Here is a 16,933-nt window from a genome sequence, read left to right as displayed (position 1 = left end):
CGGTGCGGTCAGGTGAGCTCCGCGCCGAGGGCGCGCCCCAGGTCCGTCAGGGCCAGTACCCGCGCCACCGGTCCGCCCCCCGTCACGACCACCCGCACCCCCCGCGGGGCCAGCGCCGCGATCTCCAACAGCAGCCCGATCCCGGCACTGGCCAGGTGCGTGACCGCCGTGGCGTCGACGACCACCGGGGATCCCGCCCCGTGGATCGCCTCCAGTACCCGGTCGCGCAACCCCGGCACCGTCGCGACGTCCAGCTCCCCGGCCAGCTCCAGGCGCGGCCCGTCGTGCACGCGCAGCCCGGCCCACGCGGGCGGCGCCGGGCCGGCGGGCGCCGCGGCGGGGGCGGGGTCCGGCTCGTCGACGGGGAGCACCGTGAACGTCACGCGCGTGCCCTCGTCGGACCGCTCGATGACCGCTCCGCCGGCGAGGCGGTCGATCACGAGCAGGCCGCGGCCGCGGTACCCGGGGTCAGCGGGCGGGGGCCGCCAGCTCCCGTGGTCGCTCACCTCGACCTGCACCGCGCCGTCGGGGCGCTGGTCGAGCCGGTAGTGGTACTCGCCGGGGGCGCGGTCGCGGTAGGCGTGCTCGACGGCGTTGGCGAGCGCCTCGCCGAGCGCGAGCTGCAGGTCGTCGCCGGTGTCCTTCGACAGCGCGGCGGCGGTGACCCAGGCGGCGACGTCGCGGCGCACGACCGCGAGCTGGTCGGGGCGGGCCGGGCCGCGGCCGGCCAGGGCCGGCGGGCGCAGCCGCGCGACGATCAGTGCGACGTCGTCGGCCGGGCCCGCGCGGTCCAGCGCCGCGTCCAGCACGGCGGGGACGAGCTTCTCGACGGGACTGGTGCAGTACCGGGCCGCGGCGGCGGCCAGCCGCGCGACCCCGTCATCGACGATCTCCCCGCGACGCTCGACGAGCCCGTCGGTGTAGAGGATCACCGTGGACCCGGGGGCCAGGGTCGTGCTGCCCTCGGTGAACGGGGGCGCGCCGGTCACGCCGAGGACCGCTCCGTGGGCGTCCTCCAGGAACTCGAACCCGCCGTCGGGCCCGAGGACCAGGGGCGGCGGGTGGCCGGCGCGGGCCCAGCGGACGTCGCCGGTGCGGGTGTCGAGCACGACGCAGATCGCGGTGCTCGCGCGCGCCCCCGGCACCCGGAACGACCACCGGTTCAGCCAGGTCAGCGCTTCGGCGGGGGCGTGGTTCTGCAGCAGGTACGCCGAGAGTGCGCTGCGCAGCTGGCCCATCACGGCGGCGGCGGTGGGCCCCTGCCCCACCACGTCGCCCACGACGATCGCGACGTGGTGGTCGTCGAGCGGGAGGACGTCGTACCAGTCGCCGCCGGTGTTGCTGCCCGACGACGCGGGCAGGTAGCGGGCGGCGAGGGTGACCCGGTCGTGGTCGGGGAGCGCGGGCGGGAGCAGGCTGCGCTGCAGCGTGTCGGCGAGCTCGCGCCGGGTGTCGGCCAGCGCGGCCCGCTCGAAGGCCAGTCCGGCCTCGCTGGCGAGGGTCTGCAGGAACGTGCGTTCGTCGTCGTTGAAGGCGCGGGGGCCGTCGAACCCGATCGCGAGCGCGCCGACGACCCGCTCGCCCACCGTCAGCGGGAGCGCGGCCCCGCACGGACCCCAACCGGGGGTCGCGGTCCGGATGGCGTCGGTGACCGGCGGGACCGCGTGCGGGTCGCCCACCTCGTGGACCATCGCGGGCCCGCCGGGCGCGGGCAGGGTGACCGAGACGGCGACCGCACCCGTCGCGTCGACGATCCCGGCCTCCAGCACCCGTGCGGCCTCGGTCACGGTCCCGGCGGCGGCGAGCGCGGCCGTCACCTCGTGCAGCTGGCGCTCGCGGGTGGCGAGACGGTCGGTCTCGATCATCAGTGCGACGCGGCGGCCCAGCTCCTCCGCGGTGGCGACGTCGGTGTCGTCGTGGCGGTGCGGCCGACCGGTCGCGGCGAACACCAGTTCGCCGAGCAGGCGTCCGGCGACGAGGAGGGGAACGACCAGCGCGCCGCCGAACCGGGCCCCGCCCGCCTCGGTGGGCGTGCCGGGGGACAGCTCCGTGAGCTCGTACGCCTGCCCGGCGCGCTGCCGGGCGTTCTGCGCGGGTGTCGGGCGGCCCGGTGGGAGCGCGCGGACGGCGTCGGCCACGACGGGGTCGCGGTGGTGCGCGGCCGCGACGGCGTGCGTGCCGTCGGGCCGGGCGAGGTAGACGACGGCCAGGTCGCCGAGCACCGGGGACGCCGCGGCGAGCAGACCGGCGAGCCGCTCCCGCAGCGCACCGGGCTGCCCGAGCAGGCGGCCGGTGTCGGCGAGCAGCCGGTCGCGCTCGGCGATCCGGCGACGTTCGGTGACGTCGCGGACCGTGCTCAGCAGCATCGGATCCCCGCCGTCGCGACCCGGGGCCGTGGCGACCGACACCTCCACCCAGAGCCAGTGCCCGTCCTTGTGCCGGACGGGCAGGACGAACGTGCCCGTCCCCTGCCCGGTCGCCGTGGCGAAGGCGGCGGCGGCCTCCGCCGCGGCCTCGGGGTCGGTCTCCGGGTCGGGTAGCCACGGGTAGGGGGGTCGGTACGGGAGCCCGTCCCGGCCGTACCCGAGGATGGTCTCGAGCGCCGCGTTCGCGTCGATGACGGAACCGTCGGGCGCGACGACGAACAGGCCCTCGCGCATCGCGTCGATGAGCGCGGTGCGCCACGCCGACTCCTGGTTGCGCACCCGGGAGAGCTGCAGGTTGGACCGGACCCGCGCCAGCAGGTCGGCCGAGGAGAACGGCTTGACCAGGTAGTCGTCGGCACCCGCCGCCAGCCCCTCGATGGCGGCGTCCTCGCCCGCCCGCGCGGAGAGCATCACGACCGGCGTGGTTGCCGTCGCCGGGTCGGCGCGCAGCGCCGTGAGCAGTTCGAAGCCGTCGAGGCCCGGCATCATCGCGTCGGTCAGGACCAGGTCGGGCCGCTCCGCCAGTGCGGTGGCCAGCGCGCTGTCGCCGTCGCCGACGACGAGCACGCGGTAGTGCGGGGAGAGCAGCCCGGCCAGGAACCGTCGCAGGTCGCTGTTGTCCTCCGCGACGAGCACCGTGTCGCCCGCCGTCGTCCCCGCGTCGAGCGGGACGAGCTCGTCGGTGTCGTAGGTGGACCACTGCAGCGCCTCCTCGCGGTAGCGCTGGGTCGCGACGGAGACCCGGGCGCTCGTCGGAGGGGCGCCGGTGAACGCGGAGGCCGGGAGCGTCACCGAGAACTCCGAGCCGCTGTCGGGGACGCTCGCGACGCCGGTCGTGCCGCCGTGCAGCGCCGTCAGTTCGGCGACGAGCGCGAGCCCGATGCCGGATCCCTCACGGCTGCGACCGGCCGCCCCCTGCACGCGGTGGAAGCGCTGGAACAGCAGCGGCACGTCCTCGGCCGGGATGCCGATCCCGGTGTCGGTGACGTCGAGCCGTACCCCGCCGTCGTCGGTGGCGGCGAGGGTGACGGAGACCCCTCCGGCCAGGGTGTACTTGACCGCGTTGGACAGCAGGTTGAGGACGATCTTCTCCCACATGTCCACGTCGACGGCGACGGCGGACGGCAGCGCGGGGCACGTGACCACGAACCCCAGCCCGGCCCGGGTGGCTGCGGGGGCGAAGGACTCGGCGATGCCGCGGGTCAGAGCGGCGAGGTCGACGGAGGCGAGCTGCGGCGCGAGCCGGCCGCCCTCCAGCCGGGCGAAGTCCAGCAGGGTGTCGACGAGCCGCCGCAGCCGGCCGCTGCTGCGGCGGATGACCTCGAGGCGGGCGCGCTGCGGCGGGGTCAGAGGGTGGTCGCGGTCGGCGAGCGCGTCCTCGGCCGGCCCGGCGACGAGCGTCAGCGGGGTGCGCAGCTCATGGCTGACGCCGGTGAAGAACTCGGTCTTGGCCCGGTCGAGCTCGGCGAGCTCGTCGGCGCGGCGGCGCTGGGCCTGGTAGGCCTGCGCGTCGGTGACCGCGATGGTGACCTGCCCGGCGACGAGGTCGAGGAAGCGCCGGTACTCGGTGTCGAGCGCCCGGAACGGGCTCACCCCCGCGGTGAACACCCCGATCGGCCGCCCGGTCCCGCCCCCGACGAGCGGCATGCAGATCGCCGCGTCGGGCTCGATCGCGTCGTCGATGTACCCGGTGGGCAGGAACAGGCCCTTGTGCTCGGCGGCGAGCCCGGTCAGGGCGCGCGCCTCACCGGTCTGGAGCACCGACCACAACGGGGATCCGTCGTCGAGCACGGGCGGGACGATCCGTGGGTCGTCGAGCATGCCGAAGTAGGCGGTGCGGTGGGCCGTCCCCGCGCCGTCGAGGAGGTAGACCGAGGCGAACGGGACGTCGAGGCGGCCGCGCTCCAGAGCCGTCAGCACGGCGCGGCAGGCTTCCTCGACGGACGGTGCGGTGGCCGTCGAGACGTCGCCGAGTTCGCTGAGGACCCGCAGCCGGCGCTCGCTGAGCACCCGCTCGGTGTTCTCGCTGACGACGCAGAGCAGGCCGGAGATCCGGCCGTCGGCGTACTCGAGCGGGCTGTAGGAGAAGGTGTGGTAACTCTCCTCGACGTAGCCCGCGCGTTCCAGGGTGAGCAGCAGGCCCTCGTCCCAGGTGGCCTCACCGGTCTCGATGACCTGGCGCACACGCGGCGAGACGTCGTCCCAGATCTCCGCCCACACCTCGTGGGCGGGCCGCCCCAGCGCCCACGGGTGCTTCGCGCGGAGCGTGTCGCGCTGGTAGGCGTCGTTGTAGAAGAACGCCAGATCGGGGCCCCAGCCCATCCACATCGAGAAGCGCGACGTGAGCAGGATCCGCACGACGCTGCGCAGCTCGGGCGGCCAGGTCTCGGGTGGCCCGACCGGGGTCGCGGCCCAGTCGTGGGACTCCATGACGCGCCCGACCTCCCCGCCCCCGGCGAACAGCGGGTTCGGAGCCGAGGGCGGGTCGGTGGGCATGGTCGAACAGTCTGACTTCCCGCTGATCGACGCGCCATCGCAGCCGCTCGACCGATCCGGCGAGCAGGGTGCGCCGGCTCGGCAGGTCGTGGGGGAGGGTCACGCGCGAGGTGCAGGAAGCCTGACCTGATCTGCGCGAGCACTCGCCGAGAAGCCGCCCGCGACGGTGAGCAGGGTGACCGCGCCCAGGACCACCAGCAGCGGGGCCGTCCAGGTGCCGGTGGCCTCGTGCACGGCACCGACGATCGTCGGTCCGGTGGCCGCGATCAGGTACCCGCCGCCCTGCACCAGCGCCGACATCCGGCGCCCCTCGGCCGGCCCGCGCGCCGCCCGCACGACGATCGAGAAGATCACGGTGAACCCACCGCCCTGCGCGGCGCCGCCGAGTGCGCACCAGACCGGCCACAGCCCGGGGGCCAGCAGCAGGCCCAGCGGAAGCGTCACCCAGAACGCGCAGACGACCAGCAGCGCGGGCAGCGGACGGTCGAACACCCGCAGTAGAACCGGCACGCCGAACGCGCCCGCCACGGCCGCCACCTGGAAGATCGACGCGCTGACGCCGGCCGCTGCGGGGTCCATGCCCAGCTCGTCGCGCAGCAGCAGCGGCAGCCACGCCGTCACTCCGTAGTAGGCGAACGCCTGGCCGCCGAACGCGATCGCGAGGGTCCAGACGATCGGGCGCCGCCACCATACGGGGTCGCCGTCGCTGCCCCCGTCCGGCGCGACGGCCTCCGCGGCGCGCCGCGCGTTGCCGCGCGTGCCGACCCACCAGATCACCGCCGCGAGCACGGCGACCAGCCCCCACGCCGCCAGCGCGGGCCGCCAGCCCAGCCCGGCCGCGAGCGGCACCGTGAACGACAGCATGATCATCGAGCCGACGTTGAGCGCCGCCGTGTAGCCGCCGAGCACGATCCCGGCGCGGTGCGCGGGCACGTCCCGTCCGACGATGACCGGCACCGCGACGTTGCCGACGGTGATCGCGATCCCGATGATCAGCGTGCCCACGACGACGGCGGGCAACCCGTCGGTCGAACGGACCACCGTGCCGACGAGCAGTGCCCCCAGCGCGATCAGCACCCCGCGCTCCAGACCGGCCCGGGCCAGCAGCAGCGACGCGAGCGGCGTGGCGAGCGCGAAGCAGAGGACCGGCAGGCTGGTGAGCAGCCCCGCCGTGCCTGCCCCGATGCCCAGGTCGGCGCGGATCGTGTCCAGCACCGGGGAGATCGCGACGATCGGGCCGCGCAGGTTCAGCGCGAGCACGACGAGCGCGAGGACGAGGAGTGCGGTGCTGGTGCCGGGGCGGACGGGGGAGCGGACGGTCACTGCCTCCATGTTCGTCCCGCAGGGGCGTCAGGTCACGCCGGGGTGAGCAGTTCCACCGCGGAGCACGCGCGCGAGGAACGCGTGCAGGGCCGTCCGCAGCGCGTCGGCCCCGGCCGGTTCGGCGGGCAGGTGCCCGGCGTCGGGCGGGCCGACGTACACCGTCGGCGCGGCGATCCGGTCGAGGAACCGGCGGCTGGGCGGCGGGGTCCAGCGGTCGGCGGCCGGGTGGGCGAGCAGGACCGTGCACGGCGCGTCGGGGGCGGGCAGCCGGTCCAGGTGTACCGGGCCGAGCCTCTCCCCGACCGGGTCCGGGCCCCCGCGCAGGGCGTCCGGGTAGTGGTCGGGGTACCGGGTCCACAGGCCCGTGGACCCGGCGTACCTACGCACCGTCAGTGCTCCTCCGGGGCCTGCGCCACCAGCAGCGAGTGCCCCTGGTGCGGCTCCATCTCGACGGAGAAGGAGTGCAGGTCGTCGACGGTGCCGAGCGGACGGCTGGTGAACATGTCCGAGACCTCGGCGCCGGGCGTCAGGAACTCCGAGCGGACGGTGCCGGTGACGGGCTCTCCCGAGAAGTTGAGCACCGTGAGGTGCAGCTGCGCGGCGTCGGCGAGCTGGTGCACGAGCACGAGCAGGCCGTGGTGCGACACGTCCGGCACGTCGACCTGCTGAGCCGTCGCGATGCCGTAGCGGGTGCGGACGGCGAGGATCGCCTGGAGCTGGCGGACGAAGCTGGCCTCGTCGTCGAGCTGGTCGGGGATCGTGCCGTAGAGGCTGCGCCCGCGCGGCAGGCCCGACGACGAGCTCCGCGCCCCCGGGTTGACCCCCATCAGGTCGTGCCCCGCCCGGTGGATCCAGCGGGTGTCGCCGCTCTCCAGCAGCTCTGCGACCTGGTCGGGGGCCAGGGTGAGCATGCCGCCGAGGTCCCACCCGGACAGCGCGAACACGCCGGGCTGCAGCGCGTTGAACATCGCGAGCAGCAGGTGCACCCGCATGATCCGGGCGGTGTCGATCTCCTCGATGGTGTCGAGGTCGGAGATGCCCAGCGTCGCGGCGATGACGGTGGCGGTGGTGCAGGCGATGCCGTTGGTCGTGAAGATCAGGTTGTACGGGGCGTCCGGCCCGGTGAGCTGCTCGCACAGGTCGCGGCGCACGCTGATCGCCAGGTCGCCGCCGGTGATCTCCGCACCCTTGTAGGTGTAGACGTCGTCGCGGTGCCCGGTGGCCCAGTGCACGAGCTCGTAGGTCAGCTCGTCGTGGTTCTGCAGGGCGTGCACCAGCGACGCCGGGTCGACGCCGAGCTCCAGCGACGTGCGCAGCGTCAGCCGCAGGAACTCGGTGTCGCCGGTGGCGAGCGCGTGGTGGTAGGCGGGCCGGTTGACGAAGTCGTAGGACAGGTCGGCGCCCGCCTCGGCGGTGACCCGGATGTCGTCGATGGTGAGGTTCAGCTCCTGGAAGGTGAACCCGCCGAGCTTGCGCACCATCGAGCCGATGAGGTGGTTGGCCGCCTGGGAGAGCGGGTGGCCCTCGGACCACGCGGGCAGCCCCTCCGTCGACTTCTCGACGCCGAGGAAGCCGTTGGCGTCCAGGCGCAGCGCGCCCGCGCCGAGGTCGGTGAGCGAGTGCAGGGCGTCGCCGATGACCAGGCGCATGCCCGCGAAGCTGGGGTCGAGCCAGTTGATCGAGGGCTGGCCCTCCTTGAAGTAGTGCAGGTACACCCAGCGGCGTTCGACCCCGTCGACGCCCTCGACGGCCTTCGTGGCGCTCCAGTTCGTCTCCTTGACGCCCTCGGCGTAGAAGATGACGCGCTGCAGGCGGCCGATGATGTAGCCGGCCTTCTCCAGTTGCTCCTCGGTGGCCGGGTCGATGTTGACGGAGTCGCGGCCGGACGGGACGTCCGGGAGCAGCGTCCAGTCCTCCGGGTCGACCTCGATCATGTGGTAGACGCCGGGGTAGTCGGCGTACTTCATCTCGGCGAGCCGGAAGTCGGCGCCCTTGCCGGTGTGGCCGGGCACGATGTCGTCGATGATCGTGCCGCCGGACCAGGTGGCCATGCCGCACATCGCGCGGAACTCGGCCTCGGTGCCGAACGCCGGGTCGATCTCGGTGCTCATCCGGTCGAAGTGCCCGTCGACGCTCGGGGTGGTCTGCCAGCCCGACAGCCCGCCCGCGCGCTTCACCGGCCCGGTGTGCACGGCCTCGATGCCGATGGTCGCGAACGCGTCCCACAGCGCCTCGTCGGCCAGCGCGCCCAGGAACGACTCCCCGGGGCGGGTGATGAACGAGATCGGGTAGGCGGTGAACCACACCGACGCCGTCTCCACGGCCTGCCGCGGCCCGGGGTTCGCGAACGGGTTCTGCCACATCGTGCCCTGGCCGGAGAACTGCCGGCTGATCTCGTTGGCGTCGGCCAGCATCGACTGGCTCAGCAGCCACGACACGTACGCCGGGTTCGTGCCGGTCGGCTTCCCGTCCTTGGCCACGGACCGGCGCGCGAACGGCGCCTTGACCTTCGCGCGGTGCCGCAGGCTCCGGGGCCGGGCCGGATGGAAGTGCTCCGCGTAGGTGATCTCGCTCGGCTCGTGGGACTGCTCGTCTGACATCGACTCTCCGTGCAGGATCGCGGCGCTCGTTCGACCCGGACGGTAGTGGAGGCCGGGCGCGGTGGTGGGGGTGGCCACACCCCTGCCGGGGGAACGAATCCGCGCGCGCCCGGGGTGTGCGGCCGGACGGAGGAACCGTGGCGGTCACACGCCGTGGTCGCCCGCGGCGCCGCGGCATCCGGGCGGCGCGCGGTGCCCCCGCGCTCCCGTCGGCACCAGACGCACCCGGCGGTCCGGTGCCCAGGTCGGGCTCCCGCGCACCCGCCGCTGTCTTGCGCACGTCCGGGCGTGCGCGGGTGGCCGGGAGGTGCGCGGGATCCGCGCAGGTCGTGGGGTGGCACGCTGCGGGGCGTGACCGACTCCCTCGCCGAGCGGGCCGCGGCCGCGCTCGCCATCCCGCTGCAGGTGGCCCTCGAGGCCCGGGCGCTCGACCCGGCCGACCCCGCAGCGGGCGTGGTGTTCCCCGTGGCCGGGCTGGCGATCAACCCGGGCGGCACCCTGCACGCCGGAGCGCTGGGCTCGATCATGGAGCTCACCGGCTTCCTGGCCCTGCTCCCGCACCTCGACGCCGCCGAGCACGCCGTGACCCACCACATCTCGACCCAGGTCCTCAGCCCCGGGCGGGCGGGGGAGGAGGTGACGGTGACGGCCGTGGTGGAGCGCCGCACCCGCCGCCTCGGCTTCGTGACCGCCACCGCGGTGGTGGGCGACCGCCTCGTCGCCCGATCCCAGATCACGAAGTCGGTGATCGACATCCGCTGACCGGCGCCCCGTGCCGGGTCCGGGCGCGTTCCCGGGTTTCGCGCGCCCCGGGGCCACGCAGATCCCGGCCCGGCGTGCGAGCCAGGCGCGGACGTGGCACGGGACCCGGCTCGACGCGTGAACCCCGATCCGGACCCGGCGCGGTGTGCGGGCCCCGCCCGGCGTCCGGGCGGGGACGCGGCGGCGAGCCTCGCATGATCGTGATCCGCCGCACCGCACGGCCCCGGGGAGGGCGCCGATGTGCGGCCGGTGACGATCTTCGCGGTGGGTCAGGGGTCGTCCGGGAGTTGGGGTACCTCCAGCGGGGCGCGGGTGTGCAGCAGGGTGCCGCGGGTGACCGAGCGGGCGCCGAAGCGGGCGCGCAGGTCGTCGAGGGTGGAGTCGAGGGCGGCCCCGGCGGCGCGGTCGAAGGGCAGCGCGAGCTGGACGGCGTCGTCGTCGGCCAGGTTGCCCAGCGAGACCCCGAGCAGGGTGATCCCGCGCTCGCGGATCATCGGCAGCGCGGCGACCAGCAGCTCGCGGCACGCGGCCAGCAGCGTGGCGGTGTGCGCGGTGGCCTCGGGGAGGGTGTGCGAGCGGGTGGCGCGGGAGAAGTCGCCGAAGCGCAGCCGCAGCACGACCGTGCGGCAGACGCGATGGCCGCCGCGCAGCCGCCGCCCGAGCCGGTCGAGCGTGCCGGCGAGCAGGGCGTCGAGCTCGTCGGGTGTGCGGGTGCGCCGGCCCAGCGCCTGCTGCGACCCGATGGAGCGCCGCCGCTCGGTGGCCTGCACCGGGCGGGGGTCGCGGTTGTGGGCGAGGGCGTGCAGGTGCCGCCCGCCTGCCCGGCCGAGCATCGACACGAGCGCGGCCTCGCCCACCGCGGCGACCTCGCCGACCGTGCGGATGCCCATCGCGTGCAGCTTCTCCGTGGTGACGGCGCCGACGCCCCACAACCTCCGCACCGGCAGCGGGTGCAGGAACGCGAGCTCGGCCTCCGGGGCCACGCGCAGCAGACCGTCGGGCTTGGCGACCCCGCTCGCGACCTTGGCCAGGAACTTCGTGCGCGCGACGCCCACCGTGATCGGCAGCCCCACCTCCCGCGCGATCCGCTCCCGCAGCCGCGCCGCGATCTCGACGGGCGAGCCCGCGATCCGCCGCAGCCCGCCGACCTCGAGGAACGCCTCGTCGATCGAGATGCCCTCCACCAGCGGCGTCGTGTCACGGAACACCGCGAACACCTCCGTGCTGGCGCGGGAGTACGCCGCCATCCGCGGCGGCACGACGATGGCCTGCGGGCACAGCGCCCGTGCCTGCCGCCCGTTCATCGCCGTGCGCACCCCGCGGGCCTTGGCCTCGTAGCTGCACGCGAGCACCACCCCGCCGCCGACGATCACCGGCCGCCCGCGCAGCCGCCGGTCGTCGCGCTGCTCGACCGACGCGTAGAACGCGTCGAGGTCGGCGTGCAGGATCGTGGCGGTGTCGGATCGGGTCGGATCGGGTCGTCTCGGGTCGGACACGAACGCATGTTCGCATCGACCACCGACATTCTCGTCGCCTACGGTGCGACGGTGACGCGACCGGTGATCATCGGCAACTGCTCGGGGTTCTACGGCGACCGGATCGCCGCCGCACGGGAGATGGTGGACGGGGGGCCGATCGACGTCCTGTGCGGCGACTACCTCGCCGAGCTCACCATGCTCATCCTGGCGAAGGCGCAGGCGAAGGACCCCGCGGGCGGCTTCGCGAAGACGTTCCTCACGCAGGTGGAGGACGTCCTCGGCACCTGCCTGGAGCGCGGGATCAAGATCGTCGCCAACGCGGGGGGGCTCAACGCGGCCGGGCTGGCCGACGCGATCCGGGCGGTCGCGACGCGGCTCGGGCTCACGGTCGCCGTGGCCCACATCGAGGGCGACGACCTGCGCGGCGACCTGTCGGCGATCAGGCCCGAGGTCGTGGGCGAGCCGGTCTCGGCCAACGCCTACCTGGGCGGCTGGGGCATCGCGCAGGCGCTCGCGGCGGGGGCCGACGTCGTCGTCACCGGGCGCGTCACGGACGCGTCGCTGGTCGTGGGCCCGGCGGCGTGGTGGCACGGCTGGGGCCTCGAGGACTGGGACCGCCTGGCCGGGGCCGTCGCCGCCGGTCACGTGATCGAGTGCGGCCCGCAGGCGACCGGCGGCAACTACCCGTTCCTCGACGAGATCACCGACCTGCGCTACCCCGGCTTCCCGATCGCCGAGGTGGCCGCGGACGGCTCGTCGGTGATCACGAAGCACCCGGGGACGGGCGGGCTCGTCTCCGTCGGCACCGTCACCGCGCAGCTGCTCTACGAGATCGCCGAGCCCGCCTACCTGGGCCCGGACGTCACCACGCACATGGACACCGCCGTCCTCGGCCAGGACGCCGAGCACCGCGTCACGATCTCCGGCGTGCAGGGCAGCCCGCCGCCGTCGACGCTCAAGGTCGCGCTCAACGACATCGGCGGGTTCCGCAACACGATGACGTTCGTGATCACCGGCCTCGACATCGAGGCGAAGGCCGCGCGCTGCGAGTCCCTGCTGTTCGAGGTGCTCGGTGGGAAGGACCGCTTCGGCTCCGTCGACGTCCGGCTGCTGCGCTTCGACACCCCCGACGCGGAGGAGAACGCGCTGGCCACCGCGCACCTGAAGATCACGGTCATGGACCCGGACCCGCAAGTGGTCGGCCGGGCGTTCTCGGGTGCGGCGATGGAGCTCGCGCTCGCCGGCTACGCGGGTTTCCACACCACGACGCCGCCGACCTCGGAGTCGGCCTACGGGGTGTACCGGCCCGCCGCCGTGCCGCGGACCGCGCTGGAGCAGGTCGTGGTGCTGCCCGACGGGTCCCGCCACGTCGTGGCCGACCCGCCGACCGGCCCTGCGCCGACGCCCCCGACGCTCACCCCGGCCGACCTGCCGGACGGGCCGACCGTGCGTGCCCCGCTGGGCCGGGTCTGCGGCGCGCGCTCCGGCGACAAGGGCGGCAACGCGAACGTCGGCCTCTGGGCCCGTGACGACGCCGGCCACGCCTGGCTGCGCGCCTACCTCACCGTCGACCGGCTCCGCGAGCTGCTCGGTCCGGAGGCCGCAGACCTGCGCATCGAGCGGTACGAGCTGCCCACGCTGCGCGCGATCAACGTGGTGGTGCACCGGCTGCTCGGCGACGGCGTCGCCTCCACCGCCCGCCCGGACCCGCAGGCCAAGGGGCTGGGGGAGTACCTGCGCAGCCGGACCGTCGACGTCCCGGCGGCGCTGCTCGACTGAGCGCCGGCGTCAGTCGGTCCGTGCGGCCACGACGCCGGTCGCGGCCGCCGCCAGCGCCACGGTCGTCACGAGTGCGGCGGCGGTGCGGGGGATGCCACCCTTCCGCGCGGCGAGCAGGGCCGCGGCGGCGTCGAGGACGTCGCACGCGATCCCGGACCGCAGCACCGTGCGGCGGGCCGTCCCGGTCGTGCCGAGCGTCGCGTAGGCCAGCGCGGCGTCGCGGACGGCGAACAGGCGCGCCATCAGCACGGCCTCGGTGTTGCCGTCGACGCGCAGGCCGAACGTGCGGGCGGCCAGGGCCGGAGCGGCCCAGGCCCCCACCCCGATCCCGGCGCGGAGGGCGACGAGGGCGGTGGCTGCGGTGTCCCGACGGCTCATGGGGGCGCAGGATGCCAGGTGGGTGCGCCGTTCAGCCCAGCAGGCCGCCGAGGGACGGGGCGTCGCCGCCGAGCAGACCGGTGACGGTCTCGACGACCGGCACCTCGGACGTCGAGATCTCGGGGAGCTCGACGTCGGGGAGGTCGAGCTCCGTGCCGCCGACGGTGAGGGGCGGGGTCTCGATCTCGGTCGCGGAGAGCCCGATCCCGGGCACGGTCAGCTCGGGTTCGGGGCCGAGCTGCAGTACCTCCGCACCCTCGACGGTGAGGGCGGGCAGGGTCGCCGACGTCTCCCCGAGACCGACCGGCCCTGCGTCGAGGGGGCCGACGTCGGTGTCCGGGAGGTCCACGACGGTGTCGGTGATGGCGACGCCGACCCCCTCGTCGTCGACGGTCACGCCGAGGTCGGGGGTGGTGACGGCGGCCGCGCCGACCGTGATCGGCGGCGTCGACACCGGGCCGAGCGGGGTGGGCGCCACGACGACGGCGGGCACGTCGACCTCGGGGGTGCCGAGGTCGGGGGTCGGGACGGACACGGTCGGCGCCTCCGGTGCGGCCGGCGACGGCCCGGGCTCGGAGGGCGACGGCCCCGCCGGCGGCGGTGCGACGGGCGACGGTCCGGTGGGCGCGGGCCCGGCGGCCCCCGGATCGACCGCACCCGGATCGACCGCACCGGGACCCGCGGCACCGGGCGCGGTGGGCAGTACGGGCGCGGACGGCGACGACGCCGCCGGGGACGCGCCGGGACCGCCGGGGGCGGCCGCCCCGGGCGCGAACGGCCCGAGCACCGCCCGACCGATGTCCGCGCCGTCGACCGGTGCGGTGTCGGCGAGCGGCAGCGCGGCGGACGCGAGCGTCACGCCCGGTCCGGGGACGAGTCCCGGCCGTGCGGCACTGCCGGCGATCCCCGCGGAACCGGCCGTGGGCTCCTCGGCGTCGGCCTCCGGGGACGGGAGCAGCAGGGCCTCCTCCAGCGAGGTCGTGCCGAACACCGCGCCGACGACGAACAGTGCACCCGCCGCGGCGGCGGCCTTGCGGACGTTGTGGCGCGGCGGCTCGTCGGAGGCAGGTCCGGGCCCGGGGCGGGAGTGGCCGCGGGGCACGAGCGGGCGGTCCAGCGCGCGCCGGGCCCGGCCCTCGCGGCGCAGCAGCGCCGACACGGGCACCGGCTCTCCCGGTGGCCCGGCCGGGGGACGTGCGTCGGTGACCGGAGTGGTCGCGTAGCGGCAGAGCAGGTCGGCGACGGTGACGGGGTGCGGGGAGCGCCGTCGGGTCGGGGGGAGCGCGTCCACGGTCGGGGGCCTTCCGGGCGAGCGGTTGGGGAGGGGGTGACGATCGTCGCGCGGTAACCGTCCCGTCGCTAGGTGTCATTCGCCCGTTCACCGTCAGCCACCTGAACGGCCCAACGAACCACTCACCGTGACGCCGGGCCCGCTCGACGTGTAGCTGGACCGGAAGCAGGGGAGAAGTTCCGGCATTCGGCCCAGCAGACTGCGCACCCTCGACGAGGGGCGGCCACCGCACCGCCGTCGTCGGCACCGCACCGCCGTCCCGTCAGCGGTGCGGTGCCCGAAACGGCGGTGCGGTGGCCGACTCTTCAGGCGAGTGCCCGGACCAGCGACACCGCCGCCCCGCGGCCGTCCGTCGTGCACCGGCGCGGCGACCAACAGCGAGTCGTCGGTGACCTGCCGGTCGCTCACCGCGTACCCGCTCCCGCGGATGTCGGCGAGCATGTCGCGCAGCGCCCGCGGATCGATGACGGTGTGCGGGATGTAGTGCTCCACTCCGGCGGCGCGTGCGCGGGCAGGACGAGCCCGAGGCCGGTCGCGGTCAGCGCGAACCGCCCGCCGACGCGCATGAGGACCGGCACCGCGCCGGACCCGGCGATCCGCTCGACGAACACCACCTCGACGCCCTCGAGCACCGCGAGCTGCACGTTCTCCCGCGTGACCTGGCTGGGGTCCTCCAGGAACGGCAGCGCCCCGCTCCGCAGCGCCGATCCGCGCGGGGCGGGCGCCCCGACCCCCGGAGCCGCAGCCCGACGCGGAACCGCCCGTTCTCACCCCGCTCCACCAGCTCCCCGGCGAGGAGGTGCACCGTCGACAGCGGGAGCTCCGCGCGGCGGGCTAGCTCGGACAGGCTCAGGGCGGGGTGATCGGCGGAGAAGGCGTCGAGGATCCGCAGGCCGCGGGCGAGCACCGGTCCGCGACGGGGCCACGGCGCCACCTCCTGGAGATCGAGCACGAGTCTCCCGCACGCCGCCCGGCAGACGCAGACGACCATCGTGTCGTGCGACAGCCTGCTCGGCGTCGGTGAGCAGCGAGTCGCGGTGGTCGACCCCGCCGGCGAGCCCCCCCGTCTCGCAGCTGCCCTCCCGGCACGACGACAGGACGTCGATCCCGGCGGTCGTCTCCGGCGTCTCGAGCACGGTCCGGTCGACCGGCACGGTGAGCACGGTCCCGCTGGAGGACAGCTCCACCTCGAAGGAGAGCCCCGAACCGTCCGTGGCGGCGCCGCCGACGTGCGTGGGCGCGAACCGCTCCACCGGTGGGTGCGGCCGGCGTGACGACGACGGTGTGCCGGAACGAACAGGCTCTCCGGATGCCGGAAGGCCGACCTCCGTAGGCTGTCCGCGTGCGGATCGCGTCGTTGCTGCCCGCCGCCACCGAGATCGCGGCCGCGGTCGGCCTGCTCGACGACCTGGTGGCGGTCACGTTCGAGTGCGACCACCCGGCCGGGATCCGCGACCGCGTGCCCGTCGTCGTCGACACCGCGCTGCCCGCCGGTCTCTCCCCCGGGGAGATCGACGCCGTGGTGCGCGACCGGTCCGCCCGCGGCCTGCCGATGTACGAGGTCGACGCCGACGCGCTGGGCCGGCTGCGGCCCGAGCTGATCCTCACCCAGGACCTGTGCCGGGTCTGCGCGCTGCCCGCGGGGTCGGTGGCCGACGCGCTCGCGCTCATCGGGTCCGACGCCGAGGTCCTGTCGATCGACCCGCACTCCGTCGACGACGTGCTGGCCGCGATCGTCGCCGTCGGGCACCGCGGCGGTGCGGGCGTCGCGGCGGACGCGTTGGTGGGGGAGCTGCGGGAGCGGCTCGCGGCCGTCGAGCGGGCGGTGGCGGGTCGGCCCCGGCCGCGGGTGCTCGTGCTGGAGTGGACCGATCCGCCGTTCCTCGCCGGGCACTGGGTGCCTGAGCTGGTGCGCCGCGCGGGCGGGGAGCCGGTCGGCGGCGTCGACGCGGGACGCAGCACCACGGTGGACTGGGCCGACCTGCCCGCCGCGGACGTGGTCGTGGTGGCGCCGTGCGGCTACGGCCTGCCCGACGCCCTCGCCCAGGCCGCCGCGGTCCGTCCGCTGCTCCCCGCCGTCCCGGTGCTGGCGATGGACTCCGCGTCCTACGTCGTCCGCGCCGGACCCCGGCTCGTCGACGGGATCGAGGCGCTGGCCGGTGCCCTGCACCCCGACGCCGTCGCCCCGGCCCCACCCGGCCGGATCGCGAGCCCCTGACCCGCGCCCACCACGTCGGGCGTACGCGCGCGCACCTCCGGTCCCCCCGCGCACCGTCGACGGTGCGCGTGGCGGCGGTCGGTGCGCGTGGCTGGAGCGGTGCGCATCGGCCGGGGACGGCGTGCGGGCCGTCACCCCCGGCGTCAAGATCGCGTCAACGCGGCGCTCCCGGCCGTCAAGCC

At 75.5% G+C, this 16,933-nt stretch carries 12 protein-coding genes; 3 read left to right on the top strand and 9 right to left on the bottom strand.

The annotated features are described in order from the left end of the window. Positions 1-8: 8 nt before the first annotated feature. From I4I81_RS10405 to treS, 4 genes are all read right to left on the bottom strand, one after another. Positions 9-4,922 (bottom strand): SpoIIE family protein phosphatase, encoded by a 4,914-nt coding sequence (locus I4I81_RS10405; RefSeq protein WP_218602356.1) that lies wholly within the window; start codon positions 4,920-4,922, stop codon positions 9-11. A 99-nt stretch (positions 4,923-5,021) separates the two neighbouring features. Next, positions 5,022-6,245 (bottom strand): MFS transporter, encoded by a 1,224-nt coding sequence (locus I4I81_RS10400; protein WP_218602355.1) that lies wholly within the window; start codon positions 6,243-6,245, stop codon positions 5,022-5,024. 27 nt (positions 6,246-6,272) lie between these two features. Beyond that, positions 6,273-6,632, bottom strand: coding sequence for an alpha/beta fold hydrolase family protein (locus tag I4I81_RS10395; RefSeq protein WP_218616005.1), 360 nt, complete (start codon positions 6,630-6,632; stop codon positions 6,273-6,275). Between the two features lie 2 nt (positions 6,633-6,634). After that, on the bottom strand, positions 6,635-8,845 hold the full coding sequence (treS, locus tag I4I81_RS10390; protein ID WP_218605101.1) for a maltose alpha-D-glucosyltransferase: 2,211 nt from the start codon (positions 8,843-8,845) through the stop codon (positions 6,635-6,637). 351 nt (positions 8,846-9,196) lie between these two features. Between treS and I4I81_RS10385 the strand changes: the two genes are divergently transcribed. Continuing rightward, complete coding sequence (locus I4I81_RS10385; protein ID WP_218605102.1) at positions 9,197-9,607, top strand: PaaI family thioesterase; 411 nt, start codon at positions 9,197-9,199, stop codon at positions 9,605-9,607. Between the two features lie 269 nt (positions 9,608-9,876). Here I4I81_RS10385 and dinB read toward each other — a convergent pair whose 3' ends face one another. Then, the gene (gene dinB / locus I4I81_RS10380) at positions 9,877-11,103 is read right to left on the bottom strand and encodes a DNA polymerase IV (protein WP_226363870.1); all 1,227 of its coding nucleotides are present in this window, start codon (positions 11,101-11,103) and stop codon (positions 9,877-9,879) included. A gap of 6 nt (positions 11,104-11,109) precedes the next feature. Here dinB and I4I81_RS10375 point away from each other — a divergent pair, with 6 nt between their 5' ends. Beyond that, positions 11,110-12,864 (top strand): acyclic terpene utilization AtuA family protein, encoded by a 1,755-nt coding sequence (locus I4I81_RS10375; RefSeq protein ID WP_218605103.1) that lies wholly within the window; start codon positions 11,110-11,112, stop codon positions 12,862-12,864. 9 nt (positions 12,865-12,873) lie between these two features. Here the strand turns inward: I4I81_RS10375 and I4I81_RS10370 are convergent, their stop codons facing one another. From I4I81_RS10370 to I4I81_RS10350, 4 genes are all read right to left on the bottom strand, one after another. After that, the gene (locus I4I81_RS10370) at positions 12,874-13,242 is read right to left on the bottom strand and encodes a hypothetical protein (protein ID WP_218605104.1); all 369 of its coding nucleotides are present in this window, start codon (positions 13,240-13,242) and stop codon (positions 12,874-12,876) included. 31 nt (positions 13,243-13,273) lie between these two features. Further along, the gene (locus tag I4I81_RS10365) at positions 13,274-14,533 is read right to left on the bottom strand and encodes a hypothetical protein (RefSeq protein WP_218616004.1); all 1,260 of its coding nucleotides are present in this window, start codon (positions 14,531-14,533) and stop codon (positions 13,274-13,276) included. 404 nt (positions 14,534-14,937) lie between these two features. Further along, complete coding sequence (locus I4I81_RS10355) at positions 14,938-15,177, bottom strand: IclR family transcriptional regulator domain-containing protein (RefSeq protein WP_225926488.1); 240 nt, start codon at positions 15,175-15,177, stop codon at positions 14,938-14,940. Next, the gene (locus I4I81_RS10350; protein ID WP_308187763.1) at positions 15,072-15,524 is read right to left on the bottom strand and encodes a helix-turn-helix domain-containing protein; all 453 of its coding nucleotides are present in this window, start codon (positions 15,522-15,524) and stop codon (positions 15,072-15,074) included. Before I4I81_RS10350 ends, I4I81_RS10355 begins: the two co-directional genes overlap by 106 nt. 351 nt (positions 15,525-15,875) lie before the next feature. On the opposite strand from I4I81_RS10350, the gene I4I81_RS10340 reads away from it, so the two are divergent. After that, a complete protein-coding gene (locus I4I81_RS10340) occupies positions 15,876-16,751 on the top strand; it encodes a TroA family protein (RefSeq protein WP_218601936.1) in 876 nt (291 codons plus the stop codon). Positions 16,752-16,933 lie beyond the last annotated feature (182 nt).

Origin of the sequence: Pseudonocardia abyssalis, assembly GCF_019263705.2 — a bacterium.
Classification (GTDB): Bacteria; Actinomycetota; Actinomycetes; order Mycobacteriales; family Pseudonocardiaceae; genus Pseudonocardia; species Pseudonocardia abyssalis.
This window is presented reverse-complemented; position numbering and strand designations above follow the sequence as displayed.

What these genes read in the sequence shown, in the direction of transcription:
- I4I81_RS10405 (WP_218602356.1), bottom strand. Translation starts at nt 4,922, where the DNA reads ATGCCCACCGACCCGCCCTCGGCTCCGAACCCGCTGTTCGCCGGGGGC.
- treS (WP_218605101.1), bottom strand. Translation starts at nt 8,845, where the DNA reads ATGTCAGACGAGCAGTCCCACGAGCCGAGCGAGATCACCTACGCGGAG.
- I4I81_RS10375 (WP_218605103.1), top strand. Translation starts at nt 11,110, where the DNA reads ATGTTCGCATCGACCACCGACATTCTCGTCGCCTACGGTGCGACGGTG.
- I4I81_RS10370 (WP_218605104.1), bottom strand. Translation starts at nt 13,242, where the DNA reads ATGAGCCGTCGGGACACCGCAGCCACCGCCCTCGTCGCCCTCCGCGCC.
- I4I81_RS10350 (WP_308187763.1), bottom strand. Translation starts at nt 15,524, where the DNA reads ATGGTCGTCTGCGTCTGCCGGGCGGCGTGCGGGAGACTCGTGCTCGAT.